General features: G+C 40.4%; 14 protein-coding genes. 7 read left to right on the forward strand and 7 right to left on the reverse strand.

Going from position 1 to position 19,112, the window contains the following annotated elements; all coding sequences use genetic code 11:
• The first annotated feature begins 88 nt into the window (after positions 1–88).
• Entirely contained in the window at positions 89–1,840 is a 1,752-nt protein-coding gene (gene recD, locus IEV17_RS12110; RefSeq protein ID WP_188363585.1) for an exodeoxyribonuclease V subunit alpha, read from the forward strand.
• A 703-nt stretch (positions 1,841–2,543) separates the two neighbouring features.
• Here recD and IEV17_RS12115 read toward each other — a convergent pair.
• Positions 2,544–3,842: a serine hydrolase domain-containing protein gene (locus IEV17_RS12115; RefSeq protein WP_004659226.1), complete on the reverse strand. Its 1,299-nt coding sequence runs from the start codon at positions 3,840–3,842 to the stop codon at positions 2,544–2,546.
• Between the two features lie 239 nt (positions 3,843–4,081).
• On the opposite strand from IEV17_RS12115, the gene rpsO reads away from it, so the two are divergent.
• The 4 genes from rpsO (at position 4,082) to IEV17_RS12135 (ending at position 9,643) form a co-directional block, all read left to right on the forward strand.
• Positions 4,082–4,351 (forward strand): 30S ribosomal protein S15, encoded by a 270-nt coding sequence (gene rpsO / locus IEV17_RS12120; RefSeq protein ID WP_004637724.1) that lies wholly within the window; start codon positions 4,082–4,084, stop codon positions 4,349–4,351.
• 258 nt (positions 4,352–4,609) lie between these two features.
• Positions 4,610–6,700, forward strand: a complete 2,091-nt coding sequence (gene pnp, locus IEV17_RS12125; RefSeq protein ID WP_171062387.1) for a polyribonucleotide nucleotidyltransferase — start codon at positions 4,610–4,612, stop codon at positions 6,698–6,700.
• Between the two features lie 256 nt (positions 6,701–6,956).
• A complete protein-coding gene (locus IEV17_RS12130; RefSeq protein ID WP_004659222.1) occupies positions 6,957–8,279 on the forward strand; it encodes a dicarboxylate/amino acid:cation symporter in 1,323 nt (440 codons plus the stop codon).
• A gap of 140 nt (positions 8,280–8,419) precedes the next feature.
• Positions 8,420–9,643, forward strand: a complete 1,224-nt coding sequence (locus tag IEV17_RS12135) for a magnesium transporter CorA family protein (protein ID WP_004659220.1) — start codon at positions 8,420–8,422, stop codon at positions 9,641–9,643.
• Positions 9,644–9,672: 29 nt separating this feature from the next.
• Here IEV17_RS12135 and IEV17_RS12140 read toward each other — a convergent pair whose 3' ends face one another.
• The 6 genes from IEV17_RS12140 to IEV17_RS12165 all read right to left on the reverse strand — a co-directional run bounded on the left by IEV17_RS12140 (position 9,673) and on the right by IEV17_RS12165 (position 16,980).
• A complete protein-coding gene (locus tag IEV17_RS12140) occupies positions 9,673–9,999 on the reverse strand; it encodes a chaperone modulator CbpM (RefSeq protein ID WP_004659218.1) in 327 nt (108 codons plus the stop codon).
• Positions 10,000–10,010: 11 nt separating this feature from the next.
• The gene (locus IEV17_RS12145; protein WP_004659217.1) at positions 10,011–10,955 is read right to left on the reverse strand and encodes a DnaJ C-terminal domain-containing protein; all 945 of its coding nucleotides are present in this window, start codon (positions 10,953–10,955) and stop codon (positions 10,011–10,013) included.
• 141 nt (positions 10,956–11,096) lie between these two features.
• On the reverse strand, positions 11,097–11,708 hold the full coding sequence (locus tag IEV17_RS12150) for a LysE family translocator (protein ID WP_004659216.1): 612 nt from the start codon (positions 11,706–11,708) through the stop codon (positions 11,097–11,099).
• Positions 11,709–11,820: 112 nt separating this feature from the next.
• On the reverse strand, positions 11,821–12,696 hold the full coding sequence (hslO, locus tag IEV17_RS12155) for an Hsp33 family molecular chaperone HslO (RefSeq protein WP_004659214.1): 876 nt from the start codon (positions 12,694–12,696) through the stop codon (positions 11,821–11,823).
• A 119-nt stretch (positions 12,697–12,815) separates the two neighbouring features.
• Positions 12,816–14,633, reverse strand: coding sequence for a cation:proton antiporter domain-containing protein (locus IEV17_RS12160; protein WP_004659213.1), 1,818 nt, complete (start codon positions 14,631–14,633; stop codon positions 12,816–12,818).
• A 121-nt stretch (positions 14,634–14,754) separates the two neighbouring features.
• The gene (locus tag IEV17_RS12165) at positions 14,755–16,980 is read right to left on the reverse strand and encodes a primosomal protein N' (protein ID WP_486599088.1); all 2,226 of its coding nucleotides are present in this window, start codon (positions 16,978–16,980) and stop codon (positions 14,755–14,757) included.
• A gap of 161 nt (positions 16,981–17,141) precedes the next feature.
• Here IEV17_RS12165 and gspF point away from each other — a divergent pair, with 161 nt between their 5' ends.
• On the forward strand, positions 17,142–18,347 hold the full coding sequence (gene gspF / locus IEV17_RS12170) for a type II secretion system inner membrane protein GspF (RefSeq protein ID WP_004659210.1): 1,206 nt from the start codon (positions 17,142–17,144) through the stop codon (positions 18,345–18,347).
• 23 nt (positions 18,348–18,370) lie between these two features.
• Positions 18,371–18,883, forward strand: coding sequence for a type II secretion system major pseudopilin GspG (gspG, locus tag IEV17_RS12175; protein WP_004659208.1), 513 nt, complete (start codon positions 18,371–18,373; stop codon positions 18,881–18,883).
• The last annotated feature ends 229 nt before the right edge of the window (positions 18,884–19,112 follow it).

Raw genomic sequence — 19,112 nt, forward strand, 5'->3', positions numbered from 1 at the left:
GATTTTAAATTAAACAAAAGCTTAGCTTGTGAATAACTCTGTTTATAACCTTGTGGACAAGCGTGTGGGTAAGTTTGAGGATAACTCTGTGGACAAACAAGTTGATGATCAGTCAACGCAAATGACATGGTTAAATATGTGGAGTGACTATCTCTCACAAGCACCATTTTCTCAATCTGCTCAAGCAGTTAGCGCTGCACAGGTACTACAACAACTGGTTGAAGCCAGCTTACAAGGTGACAGTTGTATTGAGGTTGAGCCAAGCCAGATTGCGGCATTGGCGGATTTGGCTGTTTCCAGCGAAATCGCAAACACGCAGGTTGCCCCTTGTGTCTATGATCAGCAGGGCTTGGCATTATACCGATATTGGCACCTAGAGCAACGCCTCGCACAGCAGATTTGTCGATTAAAGCGACAAACGATTCAGGCTGTTGATGCCGAACATTATCAAGACTTACTCAGCGATGAACACCAGCAGGCTGCACTGAAAATGGTGTTGCAACAAGGTCTGAGCATTATTACAGGCGGGCCAGGGACAGGGAAAACCTATACTTTGGCACGTATTATTGCAGCCCTTAACCAGACCATTCCCGATATTCGTATTGCCATGGCAGCGCCGACAGGCAAGGCTGCACAACGTATGCAGGAAGCATTACAGAACTCATTTAATGATCCAAAATTATTGGAATCAGGTTTAATTACAGATGAGTTGCGTAATCAAACCACGCAGACTTTGCACCGTTTATTGGGCATGGGCAATCGACAAATACCACGTTTTCATCTAAAGCAACCTTTACCCTATGATGTGATTGTGGTGGATGAGGCCTCAATGCTGGATTTGAATTTGGCAACCCTGTTATTTGAAGCCGTTCCAGATCAATGCCGACTTATTTTGCTTGGTGATGCCAATCAATTGGCTTCGGTTGATGTCGGCTCGGTTTTGGCTGATTTACAGCAAGTACAGGCATTGACTGAAAATCGAGTCCAGCTACAGACCAGCCGCCGTTTCTCTGGTGAGGCCAAGATTGGACAATTCGCACGATTTATTCAGGCACAGCAACATCTAAGCAATCCCGATTTAGTCTTATCAAAACTAGAGGCAGAAATTGTTCAGGCTGCACCTTTGCAAACGATTTCCTTGAGCAAGGATATGCCAGACCTGATTCAGCTGGAATATTTACTTGAGCAACAGCAGGTTGATATTGAGCTTTATCAGAATAAATTGATGGCTGGATTCCAAGCCCATATCGAAGCTTTAAAACATTATATAGATGCAGATGAGCCTGCCGAGCAAATCCAGCATGTGATTCAAGCCTTTGATGATTATCGAATCTTAACGGCTGTTCGACATGGCCCGTTGGGAATCGAGCAACTGAATCGTTATGCGGGGCATTGGCTTAATCAGCAATTGAAACAAATCGCTGTTGGAGATTGGTATATCGGACGTCCTGTAATGATGACCTATAATGACTATCAGCTTGGGATTTCTAATGGTGATATTGGCATTTGTTTTAAACATCGCACCCAGTCACAGCAATTCGAAGTGTTTTTCCCGAGCTTAAATAAATGGATTGCTGCGCACCGACTGCCACGCAGTATACAAACCGCTTTTGCTTTAACCATTCATAAATCACAAGGTTCGGAGTTTACCCATACCGCGATTGTTTTGGATGCACATGCCGAGAAATTATTGAGTCAGGAATTGATCTATACCGCAGTGACACGTGCTAAAAAAGTAGTGAGTATTCTGGCTGATCGGAAGGCATTACAACAGTCATTGATTATTAGAACCGTTCGTCGTAGTGGTTTAGTGCAAAAGATCAATTTAGAGGGATTGTGAAATTATTCTTTAAAATTCACTGTTTTGTAAGTAAAAGCTTACAAGGATTCGAGATATTGTCGCTAGAGTGAAATAAATGTTTTTGAGATCATGTACACACAAAGAGCCTAGCACGGAAAGCTAGGTAAATCGCAAAAATATAATAATAAAGTCAATGAGACAGCGAACTTACAGTGAGGTAAGTGATAAAAGAGGAAACTTACAGCCGCTAAGCCTTGTAGTTTTGGGAGAGACTACAGGGCTTTTTTATTTTTAATCCTTAATCTTACTAACATCATGATAGTCATTGTATTTATTTTAATCAAAATGATTTTAATGAAGAATATCTATCTTTAACAGTGTGCAGCAAAAATTAATTTTTCTATAAAAGCTTTGAACCAAAAGTTTAAATTAAAAATATGATTGTTTGACAATTTTTCTGTATTATTAAGTTAAATGTTATACAGACCTGTACGTTTTTGCTTACATAGAGATAAGAAAAATGCTATTTTTCTCCACAATTAGTTCTGACAGAATAGTCGGTATAAAGAAGATACACACTCAAAGCAAAAACATAAAAAGTGATGTGTAAAATACGTTCAGAGGGTCTGAAAGTAGCTTAATAAGAAACATAAAGAATAATAATAGAAAAATGAAAAGAACCTTGAATAACGCGCAAAAGCCCAAGTCTGACTTGGGCTCTTTTTTTTGCTCATCAAATGAATTAGACGATGTCTGCCTCGTGTCGATCTGTTGCAAACAATGAACGACGTTGATTCTTTGGAATCTTAGGGCAGTTTGTTGAGATTTGATATAATGTTTTGGCAAGAGCAGGGAGGTGTGTCCCAACGACAGATTTTCCTGTGGTAAGCAACGATACACTAATATCACGCTCTGGATCTGCCCAACATAAAATATTAGAAAAACCAATGTGCCCAAAAGCCTGACCAGTCATTGGGCCAAATAAACCGACTGGATTACTACCAAGCATTGGACCTAACGCATAACGCATCGGGGCGAGTAGGGTACGGTCTAGACTTGTTCCTGATGTTGGTAGGGTTGAGCGAAATACAGTTTTTGCGCTCATGATCTCTTTACCCTGATATTCACCACCGCTGAGTAACATTTCAAAAAAACGACCAACTTGTTCAGCGCTGGTATAAATGTTCCCAGCAGGACAAATCGTATCCATGAAACGAGTATCGTTGGTTACATCCACTGCAAGTTGTAAACCACCACCGAGTACATGATTAAGATAATGGTCTGTACCTAAGCTTGGGTGAATTCCTGTGGCATAATTTAGTGCAACATTATCTCGATATTCTGGTTTCAAACCATAGTTGAAATAATCCAGCCCCATTGGTTTTTCAATATTTTCAGCCAAAAACTCACGTACGCTTTGTCCAGTTACACGCTGAACGATTTCACCTAGGATATAACCAGCGGTAACAGCGTGATAAGCAAGATGTGTCCCTGATGGTGAAACAGGTTTAGCTGCGCAAAGTACTTTTAAGATTTCTTCTTGGTTAAATAAAAGTTCTGGTGTGACTTCCGTATCAATGCGTGGAATCCCGCCACGGTGAGAAAGCAAATGGAAAATAGTCGCACGACGTTTACCATTGACCCCATATTCAGGAATATAGTAGCTAATCGGATCGAGCAGATTTAAATCACCGCGCTCATCCAACATATGGATCAGCATTGCTGTAACCATTTTTGACGCAGAGAATAAACATACAGGCGTATCAGGCGTACCAATTTTTGCATCCGCGGCTAAGCCATCAGGGGAGTTGCCCTGTGCATAACCAATACTGCGGTTTAGTAAGATTTGTCCTTGACGTCGCAAACATAATGTAACGAGTGGATAGTTTCCTGTTTTATACAGGCATTCAACGCTATTCCAGATCTTTTGGATCTGCTTTTCAGTCATTCCACCCAATTCAGCTGCAACTTCATCTTTTGAGCGAATCACTTGATTTAAGTCATTTGGTACATAACAAGTATTGGTTGATAAAATTTTCACGATTCCCTCGCAATATTTTCGTTTTCTTTCGTCTCTGTCATAAATTGAAAACAGATATACGATAGTGTGCCTATTTTGTACAACGCTGTCAGCTGCCGAAATGCCAGCAAAGTTAAAACATTTTTGCAATATGGTGATAGATCACTTAAAATAGGCGACTTGCTGTAGTGATGCACGGCAGTCAGTTGCTTGCAACTGATCATTATCATTTTATTTTTTAAGCATCTCGGAGAAATCGAATGGCTTTAACTAACGCAGATCGCGCAGAGATCATTGCTAAATTTGCTCGTGCAGAAAACGACACTGGTTCACCTGAAGTACAAGTTGCTTTATTGACTGCTCAAATCAATGATTTGCAAGGTCACTTTAAAGAACACAAACATGACCACCACAGCCGTCGTGGTTTGATTCGTATGGTTAACCAACGTCGTAAATTACTTGACTATTTAAATGGTAAAGATCACGGTCGTTATGTTGCTTTGATCGGCGCATTAGGTTTACGTCGTTAATTCGATTTTACTTTGTTTTCGCTATTTCGCATGTTGCTATGCTTTATCGCTGAAAAGAGAGTTTCACCTGATTTACTTTAGGTGATTTTAGAAGGGGCGCTTGTTCGCTCCTTCTTTGTGTTTAACTTTTATGTAAAAATTTTTGATCTAGTGCGATGGCTTCTAAGCTTTGTCATTTATCTACACATGAGTTGTAGTCTGAATGCCAAACCTTAGGGGTCTCACTAGAATAAAACTAGGAAAATATAATACATGTCAATGTTTAATATCGTTCGTAAAGAATTCCAATTTGGTCAGCACCAAGTTGTTTTAGAAACGGGTCGTGTTGCACGTCAAGCAAATACAGTTTTAATCACAATGGGTGGTGTAACTGTGCTTGTTGCGGTTGTTGCACAGCCAAAAGCAAAAGCGGGTCAAGACTTTTTCCCGTTAACTGTTAACTATCAAGAAAAACAATATGCGGCGGGTCGTATCCCTGGTGGTTATGGCAAGCGCGAAGGCCGTGCATCTGAAGCTGAGACTTTAATTTCTCGTTTGATTGACCGTCCAATTCGTCCATTGTTCCCAGAAGGCTATTTCAACGAAATCCAAGTGACAGCAACAGTTGTGTCTTCTGACAAAACGATGGATGCTGATATTGCTGCAATGTTAGGTACATCTGCTGCATTGTCGATTGCGGGTACACCTTTCCGTGGCCCAATTGGTGGCGCACGTGTTGGTTTGATCAATGGTGAATATGTTCTTAACCCAACGCTAGAACAACTTGCACAATCTGATCTTGATCTTGTAGTTGCAGGTACAGAATCAGCAGTGTTAATGGTTGAATCTGAAGCAAAAGAACTTTCAGAAGACCAAATGTTAGGCGCAGTACTTTTCGGTCATGACGAAATGCAAATTGCTGTACAAGCAATCAAAGAATTTGCTGCAGCTGTTGGTGCGAAAGAATCTGAGTGGGTTGCTCCAACACACAACGAAGAATTACGTGCGAAATTAAAAGAAGCATTTGAAGCAAAAATTTCAGAAGCGTATACGATTGCGGTAAAACAAGAACGTTATGCAGCTTTAGATGCACTTTATGCAGAAGCAAAAGCGCAATTCGTTCCTGAAGAAGATGTTGATGGCATCGCTGATGAAGTTGATTTCTTATTCGAAGATCTTAAATACCGTACCGTACGTGACAACATCTTGTCTGGTAAGCCACGTATCGATGGTCGTGACACCAAAACAGTTCGTGGTATCGACGTTCAAGTGGGTGTATTAGGTCGTGCTCATGGTTCAGCATTATTTACACGTGGTGAAACACAAGCACTTGTAACTGCAACTTTAGGTAACACACGTGATGCATTGATGGTTGATACCTTAGCAGGTACGAAAACCGACAACTTCATGTTGCATTATAACTTCCCTGCTTACTCAGTAGGTGAAACGGGTCGTGAATCAGGTCCTAAGCGTCGTGAAATTGGTCACGGTCGTTTAGCGCGTCGTGGTGTACAAGCGGTTCTTCCACCTGTTGATCGCTTCCCTTACGTACTTCGTATCGTATCTGATATTACTGAATCAAACGGTTCATCTTCTATGGCGTCTGTTTGTGGTGCATCTCTTGCACTTATGGATGCAGGTGTTCCGCTTAAAGCACCAGTTGCAGGTATTGCAATGGGCTTAGTGAAAGAAGGTGAGCGTTTTGCAGTTCTTTCTGACATCTTAGGTGACGAAGACCACCTTGGTGATATGGACTTTAAAGTAGCAGGTTCTGCAAACGGTATTACTGCGCTTCAAATGGACATCAAGATCGAAGGTATTACTGAAGAGATCATGGAAGTTGCATTAAACCAAGCTTTTGCTGGTCGTATGCATATCCTGAATGAAATGAATAAAGTCATTTCACGTGCTCGTGCAGAAATTAGTGCTAATGCGCCGACTTTCGAAGTGATTAACATCAATCCAGATAAGATTCGTGATGTGATTGGTAAAGGTGGTGCTACCATTCGTGCCATTACAGAAGAGACTAAAGCTGCGATTGATATCGAAGACAATGGTACAGTTCGTGTATTTGGTGAAACTAAAGCTGCTGCTCGTGCTGCGATTGCAAAAATCCAAGCACTGACTGCTGAAGTTGAGCCAGGCAAAATCTACGACGGTAAAGTGATTCGTATCGTTGAATTTGGTGCGTTCGTAAATATCATGCCTGGTACGGATGGTTTACTTCACATTTCACAAATCTCAAATGAGCGTATTGCGAATGTGACTGACGTGTTAAAAGAAGGTCAGGAACTAAAAGTACAAGTTGCTGATGTCGATAATCGTGGTCGTATTAAGTTGACAATGAAAGATATTGAGCAAGCTCAATAATAGCAATACTTTTGCTTAAAAAAAGCGCATTGTTTTTACAATGCGCTTTTTTATTAACTAGATGAAAACTATAAATATAAATTGGCGAAACAATAAACATAAAATTATTTTATATTAGACATTAGTCGAATGCTTAAATTGTGAGGATTACAATTAACGTAGAATTCCCCAAATTTCCGCTCCTGCCTGTGTTTATAAGGTTTTAGATAGACAGTCGGAAGTCTATTTGTTATCCCAATATGAAGGAATATTACACATGCATATCGATCATGCCGCCACAGGTCAAGATGACCAGCAGCCACCAAAGAAACCCAAGTTTTATCAAATTCTTTACGTACAGGTCATCTTTGCAATTGTTGCAGGGATATTGTTAGGTCATTTTTTTCCTGAATTTGGTGAAAGCTTAAAACCGCTTGGTGAAGCCTTCATTAAAATGGTGAAAATGATTATTGCACCCGTAATTTTCTTGACCGTTGTGACAGGGATTGCTGGGATGAAAAATCTCGGCAGTGTTGGACGAGTCACGGGTAAAGCGATGATTTACTTCCTAACCTTTTCAACATTGGCGTTAGTCGTCGGGTTAATTGTTGGGAATGTGATTCAACCGGGGCATGGGTTAAATATCGATCCAAGTACATTACACAGTACTAAAGTTGATGAATATGCAGCTAAAGCACATGAATCAACTATTACAGGTTTCTTGATGAATATCATTCCAGATACATTGGTGAGTCCATTTGTATCAGGTCAAATTCTTCAAGTTTTGTTTGTCGCAGTCCTATTTGGTTTGGCACTTGCTAAATCAGGCGATTTGGGTCGTCCAATTACTGACTTCTTACAACAATTAACCAATCCTGTATTCACTCTAGTGGGTATGTTGATGAAGTTTGCACCTATTGGTGCATTTGGTGCGATGGCATTTACCATTGGCGCTTATGGAATTAGTTCAATTGGGAACTTGATGCTATTAATCGCAACCTTCTACATTACCGCATTACTTTTCGTTATTGTTATCTTGGGTGCAGTCGCTCGTTATAACGGTTTTTCGATTATCGACCTGATCCGTTACATCAAAGATGAACTGTGGTTGGTTCTTGGTACAAGTTCATCAGAAGCAGCACTCCCATCATTGATGGCGAAAATGGAAAAAGCAGGCTGTGAAAAATCGGTTGTAGGTTTAGTAATTCCGACTGGGTATTCATTCAACTTAGATGGTACCAACATTTACATGACATTGGCGGCATTATTCATTGCACAAGCATGTAATATTGAACTGACACTCACTCAACAAGTGACAATTTTATTGGTGGCTATGCTTAGTTCTAAAGGTGCTGCAGGGATCACGGGCGCAGGCTTTATTACTTTGGCTGCAACGCTTTCTGTTGTTCCTGCGATTCCAGTCGCGGGGATGGCGTTGATCCTTGGTATTGACCGTTTTATGTCTGAATGCCGTGCTTTAACCAATTTAGTTGGTAATGCTTGTGCAACAATTGTTGTTGCAAAATGGGATAAGGCGTTAGATAAAGAGCAACTCGACCAAGCCTTAAAACATGGTGTGGTACTAAACAAAGAAGTTTAATACCCCTTAATTTGAAAAAGCCTCGATGCCTCGCATACGAGGCTTTTTCATATCATTTGATTTTGATAATAGAATAAACATAGCTTTTTATTGTGCTTCATGGCAGCATTTCTATAGATTTTCAAACTTATCTCGACTCTATGCAGCTTTATTATTTTTATCGTCATAACAGTGAAAATACGATTTTTATTAGCGTGGAACAACAAACAGAACATACGCTTGAGTTTTTGTGGGTTGATAGTTTGAGACAGGATTTGGTTAATCATACCGATTCTTGGCAAAAAAATATTTATGAGCATACAGGTGTGGTGCTTAACGAATTTCATATGCGTGATTTGCTCAATATTGAACATCCTTGTGCCTTTGATACAGTTGAAGAATATGACCTATTAGTATTTCGGAAATTGATCAGTCCAGACGATCAAATTTATGAAAGTGACAATGCTTTAGAATCTCATGAAAGTATTTTTGGCCTAGCGACCACACCGATGAGTTTTATTCTAACGCCGAATATTTTGGTGAGTGTGAGGGAGCAGGGCAATAAAGCAATCGAAAGCTATATTCAACGTATTCAAGTAATTATGGGTCGTCCGATTGCTGAACAAAATAAGCCGAGAAAATTAGCCAGCACACCTGCCGATTTATGCTTGCGTTTGCTGAACAGCATGATTGATGGCTATTTGAATTTACGTACGCCCTTGACCCGTCGTGTTGAATATTGGCAACAGCAACTTTTGCAGGGCAATCGCCGTTTTAAACAGTGGCATCAATTGTTTCATGAAGATATGGCTTTCCAGCAAATTGAAAATTTATGTGAGGAACAAATAGAGACCTTGCAGGAGTTCCGAGATGAACTGGTGGATAATTATCATCATGTGATGGGGGAACATAAGCATAAGAATCAAGACATTCTCTTGGTTCGTCTTAATGATTTAATGAGCCATGTGGAGCGTGTTCAAAAACATACCTTGCGTTTAAGAAATGCGATTCAATCGGCGATTGATTTACATTTTTCAGCTATAGCGAATCAAACCAATGAAAATATGCGTATTTTGGCAATTATTACGGCAATATTTGCCCCTTTGACCTTATTAACAGGGATTTATGGGATGAATTTTGAATTTATCCCAGGGTTAAAGTCACCTGTTGGTTTTTGGATTATGCTTGCAGTCATGCTAATGAGCACGGTGGTACTGTTGTACTATTTTTACCAGCAACATTTAGTAGGGCGTGGTGAACGGAGCGTAATTGATTTATTGGCACAACAGCATAAACAACGAAATGTAAATTTACTTTGGTTCTTAGACTATGAACCAATTAAGCAAACACTTAAAGAAGTAGAGAAAATGACTAAACTTAAATAAAGCGTTTAGTCATATATAAAGATGTTGCCTTAGTGAAAATGTTTGAGCTGTTTACGCAGTTGCTGTACTTCATCAATCAGATCCAACATCACCGCAACTGCTGATAAGCTAGCATCGAAGTCACGTTGTAAACGATAAGCTCGACGTGCTCGGGCTACATCTTCACCGATAAACTGATAACTTTGTGGATCGACTTGGATTTGTAAAATTTCATAATCAATCAGTTTTAAAACCCAATCTGTACTTTGGCCACATGCTTCTGCAAAGTGTTCGAGATCAAGTGCCAATTGTTCATCAATAATTTCAACTTGGCAGTGACCGTCATATTGAATTTCTTTGTATTGAATAGTTGTCATGATCTTACTCCTTATGAGGCACGAGGTCTGAATGAAGCAAAAGCATCTGCAAACTGTTGATAAGCCTGTTGCTCTTGCTCACTGTGTGCTTGTGGTAAAACAATATTAATAATTAGATATAAATGCCCTGCGGTTTTGTTTGGTATTCCTTTATCTTTTAGACGTAATTGTTGTCCATTCTTAGCATTTTTAGGTAAATTGACCTTGAGTTGCCCTGCGGGAGTATTGACTTCAATGCTTTGTCCTAGAGCTGCTTCCCACGGAGTTACATCAATAGTTTGATAGACATCAGCTCCTTCAATACGAATGCGGTCGGTATCTTTATATTGGATTTCAATATAAAGATCACCATTTTCACCGCCATTGATACCACTTTGTCCTTGACCATTTAAGCGAATTTGCTGACCTTCTTTCATTCCTTTTGGAATCTTAACCTGTAAGGTTTTTCGCTGGACTTCAGGTTCACCATAAACATTGTAGGTTGGAATTTGAAGCGTAATTTGCTCTGTTGAACCGTGATAGGCAATATCTAAATCGACTTGAATACTGGCATGTTGATCCTCACCCCGATAGCTGTGTTGTTGACGTTGCGAACGTTGTTGTCCGCCACCAAAACCTGAGCCAAATCGACCAAATAAATCCTCAAAGCCACTAAAGTCAGCACCTTCACCTGAGCTTTGGCGATAGAACTGTGAGCCGTCAAACCCGTTTGGATTGCCTTGTCCAAAATTAGAGAAACCTTGTGGATGATCTAACATCTGATCGTATTCAGTTTTTTTTGTAGCGTCACTTAAGGTGTCATAGGCGACATTAATCGCCTGCATTTTAGCTTCCGCATCGGTTTCTTTGCTCACATCAGGATGATATTTACGTGCTAGTTTTCGATAAGCTTTTTTAATTTCATCTGCTGAGGCATCTCTTGAAACACCTAGCTCTTCATAATAATTTTTTGCCATGATCTTAAATATAATAATGAGATGTTTCTTTCATTATGAAACGAATCCAAGAGATTTCAATGGATTCGATTGTATAAGAGTTGTTTTGTTTAGCTAAAAGCTTAGAGTAAGTATCGGTACTTTCGGTTTTCTAAGATCACTTTAGATAAATATTTCAATCAGCCCATAGAGTGCAATCAACACGAGCAGAGCACCACACAGACCTAGAATCTTTGGATAGATTCTGCTTTGAGAGAGACGACTGAAGAACAGATAGACTAAAGACAAGGTTAAGAAGTCCAAAATAATCCATGTGACCGTAAGTAAGCTTAAACTGAAATTGATGTTCGGCGAGAGATGAATAAACTGTGGGAAAAAAGCCGAAAAGAAAATAATATCTTTTGGATTGGAAATTCCCACCAGAAAGCCTTTTTTAAAGCCTCCGCTTTGTGTGGATACGGTTTGAATGGTGGTTGGGTGTGGTGCCTGAAGCACTTCTTTAATAATGCTATAGCCTAGATAGGCAATATAAAGGCAACCTAATATACGAATGGCTTTTAGGTAGTTCTCATCAATGGTGAGAAAGCCTTTGAGAATGAGTACAGAAATAAAAATCAGGATTAATGAAGCGAAATTGGTACCAAAAATAGTTTCTAATGCTTTTCTATAACCCCCTTTCAGACCAGCGCTCGCCACTAAGATCATTACGGGGCCTGGGGTAGCAATCAAGACAATAACGCTAATAATAAATAAGAAATATTCAAAGTAATTCATAAGTCAAAATTAAGGTCTATGTTATTGGGAGATTTGAAAATTGTTCTATCAGATAGACCTTAATACAAAATAAAAAAAGACGGAAGCCCGTCTTTTTTATTTTACTTTTCAATTAACTTAAATGTTCACCAAATAAGCCTAAAGCTTCTTCTGCACTGAACTCGTAACGTGTATTACAGAATTGGCAATCCATCTGGATTGGATTTTGTGCTTCTAGTGTTTCATGAACTGCATCCACACCGATTTGAATCAAAGCGTGGGCGCAGCGTTCCTTTGAACATGTACAACCGAACTTTAATTGCTCAACTTCAGGTAAACGAACTTCTTCTTCGTTATACAAACGATAGAGAATTTCATTGGCTGAAAGATCCGTCAATTCCTCGGGTTTAAGGGTTTCAGTCAACATGGTCAAACGAGGCCACAGGTCTTCATCAACCAACTTTTGTTCTTCTTCGTTATTACGAGGGAGTAGTTGGATTAATAAACCACCTGAACGTTGACCATTGGTTGCCAGTACGATATGTGTTGGAATCTGTGCAGACAAATCATAATATTGCGTTAAGCAACCAGCTAATGTCGGTTGATCAAATGGTACGATACCTTGGTAGCGTTCGCCGTGTTCAGGCTCAATATTGATGAACAGCACAGGGTTGGTCAGGGCAGCAAGCACGGTACGACTATCTTTGCCTTCTGTGAAGCGCGGATCTTCTTCATAATCTGCGAGCGCACGAACTTCACCTAAGTGATTGCATTCGGCCATAGCCCATTTAAATGTTCCACTTGCTTGAATTTGTAAACTAATACGACCACGAATCTTGAGTGTACTCGCAAGTAAGGCGGTTGCACTCAGCATTTCACCCAAGAGACTTTGTACCGCAGGCATATATTCACGTTGCGCCAAAATGGTTTGTAGTGCTTCTTCCAAATGAACCACTTCACCACGAACAGGGCAGTCTTCGATAAAAAAGCGTTGGCGTAAATCAGACATATTTTTCTCCAGTGCTCCTTCGAGGGAGCGCAAAGCAACGCTTTGCTTTGTAACGCACTTCAGACTTTATAAAGAGGTGCATGGTTATGCAGTCAATAATGGTGTCAGTTTGCCAAAACTCAAGATGTTTCATTGAGTGATTTTGCATCACTTTGTGTGTTTTGATCATTGCTCGCACGATCTAAAATCAAAGTTTTTGTATTTGCAAATAAATACTCAAGCTCGGCAATAGCACTTGGATGATTTTTAATGATCTCTTGTTGATTAGAATTCCAATGTTGCTGGATAAGCCGTTCATCTTCTTGTTTAAAATGCATCATAAAATTTTGTGCTTCATCTTTGGAAAGACCTGTTTCAACCAAGGCTTGCTGCGCCATACTTAACGCAGATGCGTAGGTTTCACGCCAAATCTGTGAGATACCTAAATCATTAAGTAATCGTGCATGATGACGATCTCGAGCACGAACCAAAATGGTTAAATCTGGATAATTTAAACGCAGATGTCGTGCTAGATTCATGCTGTCCTCGACATCATCAATCGCAATAATCAGTAACTTACAGTATTCAATACCTGTAGCGCGTAGGTTTTCGATTTGTGTAACATCGGCATCAATAAAATGATGTCCATATAGTTCAATAAAGTCAGCATCAGGTTGGTTGCTATCAATCACGTTAAAGTTTTTGCCTTGCGCATGTAAAGCACGTGCAATGACTTGCCCAAAACGGCCAAATCCAATAATGAGAATTGGATGTTGTGGGATATCAGCATCAGCCACAGCGACTTTATTTTTTTGCAGCATCGGTAAAATTTTCCGATTAAACAGTGCGTAAAGTAAAGGTGTGAATAGCATCGAACCCAAGATAATGAGAAATGTTGGTGCTAATAATTCTGCGCTAAGTAAATTTTCACTTTCAGCCAGCTTGAGCAGAATAAAACTAAATTCACCACTTTGTGCCAAGTTGATTGCAAACAGCGTACTGAGCTTGGCATTGCGTTGTTGGTAATAGCTGATCACACCTATCACAACTGCTTTAATTAAGACCAGTGCAAAGATTGAACCTAGAATCAAGAGCGGAGATTGGCTTAAAGGTGTCAATGAAAGACCCAAGCCAATCGCCAGAAAAAACAAGCCTGTCGCCGCATCTTTAAAGGGTTCTAGAATACGTTCAACTTCAACTTTAAATTCAGTCTCAGCAAGTAAAAGTCCAGCTAAAAATGCAGCAATCAAAATATGAAGATTTAAAATATCCATAATCAGGATGACTGAAAGCAGGATGAATAAACTGAGCGCAGGAATGAGATGAAGACTTTTTTTATGTGCTAAGAAACGAAATATAGGACGAACTAAATAACGATTGGCTAAGAAAAGGCCTGAAATCGTAGCGATGAGCGCTGCAAAATAGGCGATTCCGTGTCGAGTAGAGGCTGTGTCTTCTAGCAAAGGAAAGAGTGCAATCAGAATGACGGTAATAAAAGCCTGAAATTGTAAGGTGGCTAAAGTAGCTTGTTCTAATTTATGGTTGCTCTGTTGTTTTTGTTGGAGTAGTTGTTGTGGAAGAATCAACGCGGAGAGCGCTAAAGCACATCCGAGAATCAGACTGTGCAACACTTGATCAAACAGTAAGAAACATGCTCCAACTAGAAGGATCGTGATGATGAAGTATTGTAGGCCACTATTTTTTAGGATGCCTCTGCGTTCTCCCCACAGTTTTAGCGGGCGAAAAGCAAAGCCAATAAAGAACATCACGGCAATCATACCGAAATGCAGCAGTTGATTAATCAGTTTAGTATCTTCAATCAAACCAGAAATGCTAGAACCAAGTAAAAGCCCTGCAATCAGATAACCTAAAACAGTGGTGGAGGCATAGCGTTTTGTCAAAGGAACAAAAATTAAAGCCGCAGCCAGTAAAAAAATAATCGGGAGCAGTAAAGACATTGAATGCCTCAATTTTTCTATTTTATCTAGACTAACTCAAATGAAGCGCCTGTAAAAATATGATCTGCAAAGATGATATTCGGAAACGTCCTTGGTCATTTGAATCAACGGACGTTCAACTTTAACTAAACTCTTGTGGATCAACATCGATCGAGAGTCTGAGCAAATGCTGACGTGGTAAATGTACCACTTGTTGCCACCATTGACGTAAATAAAAGTGCAGCTTGGCGCGATCAGTTGATAAAATCACCATATGCGCGCGATAACGACCAGCTTTACGTTCCATCGGTGCGGGAATTGGTCCCCAAATATCAACTAAATCTCTAGCCATTGTCCGTAATAGTTGTGCAATATCTGCTAAAAATTGTTGGCTATAGTCGCGATCTTTAGATTCAACCCGAACCAATACTGCATAACGATAAGGTGGTAGCAGGGCAATTTTGCGATCAGCTAGCATTTGTTTGGCGAAAGTACGATAGTCATGTTCAATTAATGTGGTCAGCATCGGATGATCTGGACGCAAACTTTGCAAATAAACACTGCCTTTATGCTCGCCACGACCAGCACGGCCAGCGACCTGCACAATCAGCTGTGCGGTTCGCTCAGGTGCACGTGGGTCAACACTGAGCAGTCCTGCATCAATATCTAAAATCGCGACGAGAGTCACATGCGGGAAATGATGGCCTTTTGCCAGCATTTGTGTGCCCAACAAAATGCTCGGTTTATTTTGCTGAATGCGATCATAGATTTTTTGCCAGCTACCGACTCGACTGGTGCTGTCACGATCGACCCGAATCACTTCATGATGTGGGAACAGCTCCTGTAAATGTTCTTCAAGTTTTGCTGTTCCTGCCCCAATAGTTTTTAAGCTTTGTTTCTGACATGCAGGACAATGATCAGGCAGACGATTGATCGTGCCGCAATGATGACAATGCAAATAATGGTAGGGCTGTGAATGCAAAGTAAAATGCGCATCACAATGTGGACAGTTGGCTTGCCAACCACAGCTTTCACACATCAGAATCGGTGCATAACCACGTCGATTTAAAAAGATCAGCACCTGTTCTTTATGTTCTAAAGTATGTTTGATCTGTTCGATGAGCGTTTGGCTGAGACCATGCTTCTTTTTTGCGACTTTTAAATCCACCACATACATTTTCGGCAGTACAGCGAGGCCTGCACGCTGATTCAACTCAAGCAGATGTAACTTGCCCGATTCCACCAAGTGATAACTGTCAATACTTGGGGTGGCTGAACCGAGAATAACAGGACAGTTCTGTAAATAACCACGATACAACGCCACATCGCGGGTATGGTAACGGAAACCTTCTTGCTGCTTAAAGGAGAGGTCATGCTCCTCATCCAGAATGATTAAGCCCAGATGCGGCAGTGGGGTATAGATTGCTGAACGTGTGCCAATAATGATCGATGCTTTGCCCGTTTGTGCATGTTGCCATGCTTGTAAACGTTTTGAGTCGTTTAAGCCTGAGTGCAGTAAAGCCACATCGCAATGGAAACGTGACTTAAAACGAGCTACCGTTTGCGGGGTTAGACCAATTTCAGGCACCAGTACCAATACTTGTTTGCCTTGTTTTAACACCTCATGCATGACTTGCAAATAAACTTCAGTTTTGCCACTGCCGGTCAAACCATCGAGTAAAAATGCCTGATAGTGATGTTGTGCTTTGAGGATCTGTTGAATGGCTTTCTTTTGATCTTCGTTCGGTGTCAAAGGCACTTGAGCCAGTTGCACACGTGTAGGGGTGAAATCATGCGGTTCTAGACAGCATTCAACCAAGCTCTTTTTCTCTAGGGCTTTGAGGGTTGATGTTTCTACACCACTCAGGTTAAGTATATTCTCGGTGGCTCCATGTGGATGAAGTTTTAACACCTGATAGGCATCATATTGTTTTTGAGAGCGTTTTAATAAAGCATTCGGGTCATCGTATGGGATGATTTTCCATAAATGAAACAGAATGTCTAAGGCGCGCCCTTGTCTTAATAAAGTAGGCAGAGCGCTTTGCATCACCTCACCAATCGGGAATTGGTAATATTGTGCTGACCATGTCAACAAAGTTAAAACTTGTTGATCTAGAATTGATTCCTGATCGAGTAATTCTGTGATGGCCTTAAGTTTGAATTGTCCTATAAATGCTTCGTTTGGATCAACTTTTTCAGTAATGATTCCCACGAGATTTTGCCGTCCAAAAGAAATAGCAACGCGTGCACCGATTTGAGCTTGTGCGTATTGTTCAGCACTGACCGTATAGTCAAACGTGTCGTATACATAAACGGGTATTGCAACTCGAATACGGTACAAAATAGCGTTAGAATTTTGGCTAGGCATATAGGCTTCATTCATGGGTAAAATGGCATGACTGCATGTCATGGAATTATGCTAAAGTGCGAAGTGTTATGTCGATGAATTTCTTGTGAAAGTATCAGGTTTCATTTCAAACACGGATGCAACTGTAACAACAACTATTTTGGGACAATTAGAACAGAACCATGCCTGCTTATCAATTTACCGCTCTTGATGCCTCTGGAAAGCAACATAAAGGTGTGCTGGAAGGGGATTCTGCACGCCAAATTCGTCAACAGTTACGCGATAAAGCATGGACACCGATTGCGGTTGATGCTGTTGAGCAAAAAGACAAACAGCAACAACGCTCATGGTTTAAAAAAAGCTTTAGTGCCTATGATCTTGCCCTGATGACCCGTCAGCTTTCCGTTTTAGTTGCCGCAGGTATTCCATTGGAAGAAGCTTTGCGTGCGGTCAGTAAACAAAGTGAAAAATCACATGTCCAAAATTTATTGATCGCTGTGAGATCCAAGGTGCTTGAAGGGCATTCACTGGCAAAAAGTATGCAGCAATCAGGTCGTTTTCCTGAGCTGTATATTGCAACGGTTGCTGCGGGTGAGCGTTCAGGTCATCTTGATCTGATTTTAGATCAGCTTTCGGATTACACCGAAAATCGTTTTGCTATGCAAAAGAAAATTCAGGGCGCGATGATTTATCCGATCGTACTTATGTTGATGTCTTTCGGAATTGTCATGGGTCTAATGACTTATGTCGTGCCTGAAATAGTCAAGACTTTTGAACAAAGTAAAGAAGCCTTGCCATGGATTACGGTTGCCTTGATGAAAGCCAGTGCTTTTATTCGGCATACTTGGATAGCTATGCTGATTCTCGCTTTTATTGCCATGATTCTGTTTACTCGTTTCCTCAGAACGACTGCAGGACATTATGCATTTGATCGGTTAACACTCAGATTGCCACTATTTGGTAAACTTTCGCGTGGTATAAATGCGGCGCGTTTTGCCAGTACTTTGTCGATTTTAACCCGTTCAGGTGTGCCTTTGGTTGAGGCTCTACGTATCGGTGCTGAAGTGAGTAATAACTGGGTGATACGTGATGCGATTGAGGTCGCGATGGAGCGTGTAACAGAAGGTGGTAATTTAGCAACACAATTGGAGCGTTGCGGTTATTTCCCACCAATGATGGTACAAATGATTCGAAGTGGTGAAGCGTCAGGTGAACTGGATCGCATGTTGGACCGTGCATCCACGATGCAGGATCGCGAGGTGACTACCTTTATTTCTACATTACTGGCCTTGCTTGAACCTTTGATGCTGATTTTTATGGCGGCAATTGTATTGGTGATTGTGATTGCGGTAATGTTGCCAATTATTAATATGAACAATATGATCTGATGAGTAAGATGTAAGAGATGAATATGAATAAAATGCAAAAGAAAGAAATTGCTGTGGATAATACTCAAACCCCAAGCGTAACTTTCACACCTGCGGTACGTTCGAGTCTTGCTCGAATGAGTCGGGCCTCAGGATTTACCCTCATTGAGGTGATGGTTGTTATTGTAATTTTAGGTGTTTTGGCTGCTTTAGTTGTTCCTAGTGTAATGGGGAGAAGTGAAAAAGCCAAAGTTGACACAACTAGTATTACACTCAAAGGTGTTGCTGGTGCTTTGGATCAATATAAGCTCGATAATGGTCGTTATCCATCGATGCAAGATGGTGGTTTAGATGCTTTGGTCAACAAACCTGCGGCTGCTAAAAACTGGTTGCCAGGTGGTTATGTTAAAGGTGGTTATCCAAAAGATAGTTGGGAAAATGATGTTCAATATGTGATTCCGGGTCGTGAAGGCCGCGCGTTTGATTTATATTCGTTTGGTGCGGATGGTAAAGAAGGCGGTGAAGGCAATGATGCCGATATTTATTACCAGCCATAATGTTTGAATAAAATATCACTTCATTTTTTTGATTAAATAAATCGAGAGTGAAGTGATAATGTTTATTGATTAATAATGTTTATTTAAGCTTTTGAAAAATATATAAAATAAAATATTAACTATGTGAGATTTATAATAAGAATTATTCCCATACTTAATGGTTACAAGAAACAATGAATTATGTAGGTAAATAGACTTTTCCTTTAAATCAAAGCTTTGCATAATAAAT

Source organism: Acinetobacter modestus, from assembly GCF_014636095.1.
Taxonomy (GTDB): domain Bacteria; phylum Pseudomonadota; class Gammaproteobacteria; order Pseudomonadales; family Moraxellaceae; genus Acinetobacter; species Acinetobacter modestus.